5 protein-coding genes and 1 pseudogene are annotated in these 8,777 nt (G+C 45.5%); 4 read left to right on the forward strand and 2 right to left on the reverse strand.

The features are described 5' to 3' along the window. Together WEIDD23_RS14520 and WEIDD23_RS04895 are read left to right on the forward strand one after the other, a co-directional pair. Window positions 1–712, forward strand: a pseudogene (locus WEIDD23_RS14520) (hydrolase); the annotation flags it as partial. A 148-nt stretch (window positions 713–860) separates the two neighbouring features. Next, window positions 861–2,942, forward strand: a complete 2,082-nt coding sequence (locus WEIDD23_RS04895; RefSeq protein ID WP_062358809.1) for an ATP-dependent Clp protease ATP-binding subunit — start codon at window positions 861–863, stop codon at window positions 2,940–2,942. A 42-nt stretch (window positions 2,943–2,984) separates the two neighbouring features. On the opposite strand, the gene WEIDD23_RS04900 is transcribed toward WEIDD23_RS04895, so the two are convergent. Both WEIDD23_RS04900 and mmuM read right to left on the reverse strand, forming a co-directional pair. Continuing rightward, a complete protein-coding gene (locus tag WEIDD23_RS04900) occupies window positions 2,985–3,644 on the reverse strand; it encodes a transporter substrate-binding domain-containing protein (RefSeq protein ID WP_010375155.1) in 660 nt (219 codons plus the stop codon). A 237-nt stretch (window positions 3,645–3,881) separates the two neighbouring features. Further along, on the reverse strand, window positions 3,882–4,838 hold the full coding sequence (gene mmuM / locus WEIDD23_RS04905) for a homocysteine S-methyltransferase (RefSeq protein WP_010375153.1): 957 nt from the start codon (window positions 4,836–4,838) through the stop codon (window positions 3,882–3,884). Window positions 4,839–4,945: 107 nt separating this feature from the next. On the opposite strand from mmuM, the gene WEIDD23_RS04910 reads away from it, so the two are divergent. Beyond that, window positions 4,946–6,331, forward strand: coding sequence for an amino acid permease (locus WEIDD23_RS04910; RefSeq protein WP_010375151.1), 1,386 nt, complete (start codon window positions 4,946–4,948; stop codon window positions 6,329–6,331). 166 nt (window positions 6,332–6,497) lie between these two features. Further along, on the forward strand, window positions 6,498–8,777 hold a 2,280-nt coding region (locus WEIDD23_RS04915), incomplete at its 3' end, for a M1 family metallopeptidase (protein WP_242865433.1).

Genomic DNA, 8,777 nt, shown 5'->3' on the forward strand with positions numbered 1-8,777 from the left:
CGATGTGCGTTATGACGGATGGCACCCAGAACGTGTCACGGCTTGGACGCAATACTTGCATGAACATCGACCAGATTTGTTTTTTATTGAAGGAACTGAATTTTCGTTTGATGACGATACATCACGACAACGACGAACTGAAGCGACTGTTTTAACTGATTTTACGAACGCAATGGCATCTGATGAGCTAGTTGTCATTAATCCGTATGAGCGTAATGTTGAACGGCTAATGAAGCTGAGTGCAGCCGCCCGCCAGGTAAATCGTAAATTGGTTTGGGACGAACGCTTTGCTGGCATTCTTCGTGCAATGGGCGCGTCTAATGAGATAATGCTTGGACGGGATGTTACAGTGGCAGATATGCAACAACAGCCAGGCCGATACGTCTTGCAAAATCACTTTGATAATCTGCATTTGCTCGATGCGTTTGATACATTTAGTTATTTGCATATGAACGGTGAGCCGTTGGGTGATTATGACCCACGTTATGCTGATCTAACAGCGTATCTTGCGCAACGTGGTGTGGCGCTACAACTTGCGGGTGCTAGTGGCCATGCGACGCCTGATGATTTACTGCGAATCGCAGTGGAAGTCGATGCGAAAATGACAGTGCCTTGGCACTCATTCCACCCAGAACGTGAGGCAGAAGCGCTACGACAAATTGGCATCGAGACTTATTTGCCGAAAAAAGGCGAAACTTTTACGTTTGAATAGTTTGCAAAAAGAGGCTGGACGGTATCTGTTCCAGTCTCTTTAGTTATATGCTACAAAAACTTAAATTAGCACTTATCTATTATGAGTGCTAAAATAATGGTATCGAGGAAATTGCTTTGAAGAATAGTCATGAGGGAGGCTGTTTATTATGGCACAAGAACCATTTGGTTTTTCAAATATTGATGATATTTTTAGGATGATGAATAACGAAGCAGCACGTAATCAAGCTGCACAAATGCGTCAAGGACAGGATCTGCGCGCACAACGGTCGGGTAACGGCGGTAATGGAAAGCGTGGCATGTTAGACCAATATGGGATTAACATGACCGAATTAGCGCGTCAAGGAAAGATTGATCCGGTTATCGGTCGTGATAAAGAAATTGCCCGGGTCATTGAGATTTTGAACCGGCGCACGAAGAATAATCCCGTGTTAATTGGTGAGGCTGGTGTTGGAAAGACTGCCGTTGTCGAAGGACTAGCACAAGCCATCGTTAATGCAAAAGTACCAGCTAAGTTGCAAGGCAAGGAAGTCATTCGTTTGGATATGGTTTCTTTGGTACAAGGGACGAGTATGCGTGGTCAATTTGAAGAGCGCATGCAACAATTAATGACGGAAGTATCTGAACGAGATGATGTCATTATTTTCATTGATGAAATTCACGAGATTATGGGTGCTGGTACGACTGGTGATGGCTCAATGGATGCCGGCAATATTTTGAAGCCGGCATTGGCCCGCGGTGAATTCCAATTAGTTGGTTCAACGACGCTAAATGAGTATCGTAAAATTGAGAAGGATGCGGCGGTCGCCCGTCGTTTCCAGACAGTACAGGTTAATGAACCGTCAGCGGATGAAGCACTGCAAATTTTGCAGGGTATTCGTGGCCGCTATGAGGATTATCACAAGATTAAGTATACGGACGACGCGTTGGCAGCAGCTGTTGACCTTTCAAACCGTTACATTAATGACCGTTTCTTGCCCGATAAGGCTATTGATTTGATTGATGAAGCTGGTTCGCGTAAGAATTTGACGGTGAAGGTTGCTGATCCAGCTGAAATTGAAAAGCAAATGGCAAATGCTGAAAAGCAAAAGCAACGCGCCGTTGATAATGAAGATTTTGAAAAGGCCGGCTACTGGCGTGATCAGGTTAATCAATTGACGTTACAACTTGAGGCTGTTAAGCAACAAGCACCGCAAAATGAGCGGGCGCAACAAGTCACGGTAGCAGACATTCAGCAAATTGTTGAAGAACGGACCGGTATTCCCGTGGGTGAATTGGCCGAGTCTGAGCAAAATCAGTTGCGTAATCTTGGTGAACACTTAGCTGCCCATGTTATTGGTCAAAAGGAAGCCACAGATAAGATTGCCCGTGCAATTCGTCGTAATCGTGTCGGATTCAATAAGACTGGTCGACCAATTGGTAGCTTCTTATTTGTTGGACCAACCGGTGTTGGAAAGACGGAAACAGCCAAGCAATTAGCCAAGGAACTATTTGGTTCGTCAGATAATATGATTCGCTTTGATATGTCAGAGTACATGGAAAAACAGTCAGTTTCAAAGCTGATCGGAGCGCCAGCTGGTTACGTCGGGTATGAAGAGGCTGGCTTACTAACCGAAGCCGTACGACGCCAACCATATTCATTGGTTTTGTTGGATGAGGTTGAAAAAGCGCACCCGGATGTAATGAATATGTTCTTGCAGGTGTTGGATGATGGTCGTTTGACGGACTCACAAGGTCACGTGGTATCGTTTAAGGATACGATTATCATCATGACATCAAATGCCGGCACGGGTGATAAGACAACGACGGTTGGATTTGGGGCCAGTGCTGGGCAGGCAACGGCTGATTTGCAAGCCAAGTTAGCACCGTACTTTAAGCCAGAATTCTTGAATCGTTTTGACGACATTGTGTCGTTCAATGCGTTGACCAAGGATGACTTGACGCAAATTGTTGATTTGATGTTGGCTGATATGAACACAGCGATTGCAGTTCAAGGATTACACCTTGATGTCTCACCGGAAGCAACGGAGAAGTTGGTAACGTTAGGCTATAACCCAACGATGGGGGCTCGGCCATTGCGCCGTGTCATCCAAGAGCAATTGGAAGATCGGGTAGCTGATTTCTATTTGGATAATCCAAATGTTAAGCAACTTCAAGCGACAGTTGTCGATGATGCCATCACTGTGACTGCCGAATCAGTAGCACCTGCATCGGTAACAACAGAAGAGTAAAGAAAAATACCTGATCGGTTATGCCGGTCAGGTATTTTTTGCTTATTTTTTAGTTAAATCAGCGCCGAAGTACTTTTCTGACAGTTGCTTCATGGTGCCATCTTTTTCTAACTTGCGTTGGGCTTGTGAAATCTTCTTAGCCAATTGCTTATTGTGCTTATTTAGCATTGGTGCAGCCGTTGTTTGGCCAAGCGCATTTGTTACCGTTGCTTGCAAATTAGTCTCAGGGTGGACCTTCTTGTAGGCAGTCCACGAATCTTGTGAATTAAGGACCACATCGGCTTTGCCGTTGGCAACTAATTCTAGTTGTTCAGCGAAGCCAGGGGCAGCAACAATTTGAGCACCCGCTTTTTTGGCCGCCTGACTAAAGTTGGAAGAAGTCGTCTCAGCAGCTCGCTTTCCCTTTAAATCAGCGTAAGTTTTGATATCAGACCCCTTCTTGGTAATCAAAACCGACTTCGTGAATAAGTATTCGCGCCCAAAGGTGTAGGCTTTTTGGCGCTCAGGTGTAATCGACATATCGTTGTAGACGACGTCATATTTTTTAGTATCCAGGCCGGAAATCAAAGAATCAAATTTAGTTTGCACAAAGACGGGCTTCAGCTTGAGTTGCTTCGCTACGTCTTTTGCTAATGCTACTTCAAAGCCAGAAAGTTTACCTGACTTTGTTCGGAATGAAAATGGGGCGAAACCGCCCTCCAAACCGACTGTTAGTTGTCCCTTATGAATAACGTTAAGGTGACCGACTGTTGCAGCACTAGCGTTTACAAACGCTGGCGCTGAACAATGTCCCTGCGGCTAAGCCAACAAGTGCTAATTTGTAATAATGCTTGTACATGTGTTCGACACGCCCTTTCAAAAGTATGCCGTTATTCTAAGCTTGTGAAGCTACCGATATCAAAAAATAAAAAACAGTCTGGCTTAGGGGAAAATTAACCGCTAGTTGTCCGTTAAGACGCTAGTGATTTCTGCAATATCAGCTGGTGTCGTCCGGCAGCAACCGCCAATGATGGCGGCCCCGTTGGCTTGCCAAAGTGGCACCAAATTTGTAAATGACGCAGCATGTTCGTTTTCTTGCCAAGTTTTTGTGGCTGGGTCGTAAATATCCCCGTTGTTAGGGTAGATGATAATAGGCTTATCTGTGTACTCCTTAATCAACGCAACTGCATCAGCGATATTTTCCATGGCGGTACAGTTGATACCGATGGCGCTAATTTGATCGACGTCGTTAAATGCTTGGACAGCTTCTGACAACGGTGTGCCATCCCAAAGTTCACGGCCATTATCGTTAATGCTAAATGAAATCCAAGCGTGTTGCGTTGGAAATTCGGTTTGCAGTAAATCAACCAGCGCTTGTACTTCCGCAAATTTCGGTTGGGTTTCAAAAGCGAAACCGTCAACCCCAGCAGCGTCAAGTAGTTGCATGCGACGACGGTGGAAATCTTTGAATGCTGTCTGCGATAAGTCATATTTGCCGGTGTATTCGCTACCATCAGCCAGATAAGCACCGTACGGACCGATACTACCGATAACTAGGGGATGTGCAGCGCGTCGTAATCGGTCATTGTTTGAGAGACCATCATAGTACGCTTGGCGCGCTTTAATAGCTAATGTCGCGCTAGCCGTGATCATTTCCTCGGCTTCGTCAGTTGTATAGCCTGCTGCTTCAAATGCAGGCACGTTTGCTTGATACGAGTTAGTGATTGCAACATCAGCCCCTGCCTTGAAATAACTGGTGTGAACGTCAATAATAGCCTGCGGATTGTCACGTAGGGCTGTTGCCGACCAAAGTGTAGTGTTTGTTGCAATGCCACGCTTTTCAAGTTCTGTGGCCATTGCGCCATCAAGAACCAGATGACCGTTCTGCTGAATGTTTTCTGAGATAAGATCTGTCATGAATTTTACCGTCCGTATTGCTTATTTGTTAGTAATATTGCATTATATATGAGTTAATTCTAATTCTTTTGTAATTTAAATACAATAAAACGTTGGAGGTAGGTAATATGTCGGAAAATCATACAGGCTTGCATCGAGAAATGTCCGCCCGGCACTTATTGATGATTTCTCTAGGTGGTGTCATCGGAACGGGATTGTTTTTGAGTTCAGGTTACACAATTCACCAGGCAGGGCCAATTGGCACCATTTTAGCGTATGGGCTGGGAGCACTCGTGGTGTATTTGGTGATGTTATGTTTGGGCGAATTATCTGTTGCAATGCCCGAAACCGGCTCGTTTCACGTTTATGCAACGCGTTTTATTGGTCCAGCAACGGGATTTACTGTCGCAATTTTATACTGGTTAACCTGGACGGTTGCGTTAGGTTCTGAGTTTACAGCAGCCGGGTTAATTATGCAGAATTGGTTTAAAGGGACACCAGTCTGGTTATGGAGTTTACTTTTCATGGCTGTGATTTTTGTGACTAATGCCTTGTCAGTACGCGTTTTTGCCGAAGCTGAGTTTTGGTTTTCGAGTGTTAAGGTCATTGCGATTATTGGCTTCATTGTGATCGGCTTGTTAGCAATTTGTGGTATTATTCCAATTCATGGTTATTCACACGCGCCTGGGTTAACCAATTTAACGAAAGATGGCTGGTTTCCCAAAGGCGTCGCCGGTGTTTTCACGACGATGCTGACCGTTAATTTTGCGTTCTCGGGAACTGAGTTGATTGGAGTGACCGCGGGTGAAACAAAGAATCCGGCGCATACAATTCCTAAAGCGATTCACACAACATTGGCCCGGTTAATTATTTTCTTTATTGGCAGTATTACGGTCATGGCGGCATTGATTCCCTGGCAAAAGGCCGGGGTTAGTCAAAGCCCGTTCGTCTTGGTGTTTAATCAAATCGGTTTGCCGTTCGCTGGTGATATCATGAATTTTGTTGTATTGACCGCGATTTTATCAGCCGCTAATTCAGGCCTTTACGCATCGACACGCATGTTATGGTCATTAGGCAATGAGGGCATGATTTCTCCAAAAGTGGCCCAGACGAATCGTCGTGGAACACCGTTAATCGCATTGTCGTTGTCGATGGTGGGTGGTATTTTAGCGCTGTTATCAAGTGTGGTCGCCGCCTCGACGGTTTATTTGGTCCTTGTTTCTATTTCTGGTTTAGCGGTGGTCGTGGTCTGGATGGCGATTGCATACTCACAAATTCGTTTCCGACAAAACTGGATGGCGACGGGGCATACGGTAGATGAGTTGACGTTTAAGACCCCTTGGTATCCAGTTGTGCCGTGGGCTGCCTTCATTCTGAGCTTCTTGTCATGTGTGCTGATTATATTTGATCCAACACAACGGATGGCGCTGTTTTATATGGTGCCGTTCATAGGTTTCTGCTATTTGGCATACTATGTTAAAGCAAAGCACCGGCACACGTACGCGGATATTTAAGTTAACTAGGTGTGGTATTGGTATCAATTTGGTAGTGGCTTACCCCTTTATTAAGCGATTTTTACAAGGCGGGGTTAGAATAAACTTGACCATTGACTTTAATGAGAAAAGTTCTAATATTTATGTAACATAGAACAAAATAAAGATGTGTGCTTAGGGAGTTAATATGACAGCAGAAAATGAACACTTTTACGAAACTTTCCAACCTTCACATTATGATTTATATCTTGATGTGAACCGCGGTTCAAAATTAATTACCGGACGCACGACAATTTCGGGTGAAGCCAAAGCATTGGCAATTGCCATTCACCAAAAATATTTAACGATTGACGCGGTTACCGATGAGGCGGGAGAAGCCCTAACGTATACGGTTGATAATGAACACGAAGCAATTCGAGTGCAGTTACGTGAAGTCGGCCCCACGGCCCTAACGATTACCTACACGGCGCCACTAACTGACACGATGATGGGTATTTATCCGTCATACTATGAGGTTCAGGGCGAAAAGAAGCAGATTGTTGGTACCCAATTTGAGACGACATTTGCCCGCCAAGCTTTTCCATCAATTGATGAGCCAGAGGCAAAGGCGACGTTTGATTTGGCGTTAAAGTTTGACGAACACCCAGGGGAAACCGTCCTTGCGAACATGCCAGAAATCCGTGAAGCCGATGGCGTGCACTATTTTGCAACAACGGTTCGCATGTCAACGTATCTTGTTGCGTTTGCCTTTGGGGATTTGCAAAGCAAGACAACACGCACAACAAGTGGTGTTGAAGTTGGTGTGTTTGCCACTAAGGCACACAAGGCCAATGAACTCGACTTTGCCCTTGATATTGCGAAGCGATCAATTGAATTTTATGAAGACTTCTACCAAACGCCATATCCATTGCCACACTCATGGCAATTGGCCTTGCCTGATTTTTCAGCTGGGGCCATGGAAAACTGGGGCTTGGTGACTTACCGTGAAGCTTACTTAACAGTTGATCCAGATAATACACCATTGCGGCGTAAGCAAGTTGTCGCAACTGTGATTGCGCACGAATTGGCACACCAATGGTTTGGCGATTTGGTGACAATGAAGTGGTGGGATGACTTGTGGTTGAACGAAAGCTTTGCCAATATGATGGAGTACGTCGCAATTGATGCGATTGAACCAGACTGGCACATTTGGGAGCTTTTCCAAACGTCAGATGCGCCAGCTGCCTTGAGTCGTGATGCGACGGATGGGGTCCAATCAGTGCACGTGCAAGTTGAAGATCCTGCTGAAATTGATTCACTCTTTGATGGGGCGATTGTCTATGCAAAGGGTGCCCGTATGTTGGTCATGGTGCGCGCATTGCTGGGTGATGACGCGTTGCGTAAGGGCTTGAAGGCCTACTTTGATGCACACAAGTACGGCAACGCAACGGGTGCGGATTTGTGGCAAGCGTTGGGTGAGGCGTCTGGCTTAGAAGTCGGCGCAATTATGAACTCATGGCTGGAGCAACCCGGTTACCCAGTTGTGACGGCGACGGTTGTTGATGGTCAGTTGACATTATCACAGCAGCAATTCTTTATTGGTGCAGGTGAGGATAAGGGCCGTCAATGGCAAATTCCGTTGAACAGTAACTATGCAGCGGTGCCAGAATTGCTCACTGACCAACAGATTGTGGTGGGTGACTATCAACAACTACGAGCTGAAAGCGGTCAACCATTCCAATTGAATGTTGGCAATAATTCTCACTTTATTGTGAAGTACGATGAAACTTTGTTGGCAGATATTTTGCGAGATGCCAATAGCTTAAGCACGATTTCACAATTGCAATTGTTGCAAGATCAACGCTTGTTGTCTGAAGGTGGTTTAACGTCATATGCGACGGTTGTGCCATTGTTGCAGACGTTTGCGAATAGTGAACATGTCGTTGTAACAACAGCGCTTTATCAAGTTGCGAATAATTTGAAGAAGTTTGTGACGCCAGATTCTGAAGAAGCGCGTCAATTGCAAGTCTTCTTTGATGGCTTGAGTCGTCAGCAAGTTGCCCGACTAGGTTGGCAGGCAGAAGCAGGTGAGACCAGTGACGATGCTATTACACGGCCACTTGTGTTACGTGCAGCACTGTATGCTGAAAATGCTGATGCGATTGCAACAGCACATCAGTTGTTTGTTGATCAGCAAACTGATTTAGCAGCCTTGCCAGCCGAAGTACGTGGCTTGGTTTTGCAGAATGAAGTGGAAAACTTCGGTAGCGAAGCATTGTTTGACCAATTATTGCAAGCATACGTTGCTTCGTCAGACGCTAACTATAAGTCAGATATTCAGGTGGCACTAACCCAAACAACTGACCCTGCTTTGATTACAAAGTTGGTTGGTAAGTTTGAAGATGCCAACATCATTAAGCCACAAGACTTGCGGGCGTGGTATCGTGGCGTTTTGGCAAATGAACGCGGCCAACAAGCGGCTTGGGAT

Source organism: Weissella sp. DD23, from assembly GCF_001579105.1.
Taxonomy (GTDB): Bacteria; Bacillota; Bacilli; order Lactobacillales; family Lactobacillaceae; genus Weissella; species Weissella cibaria.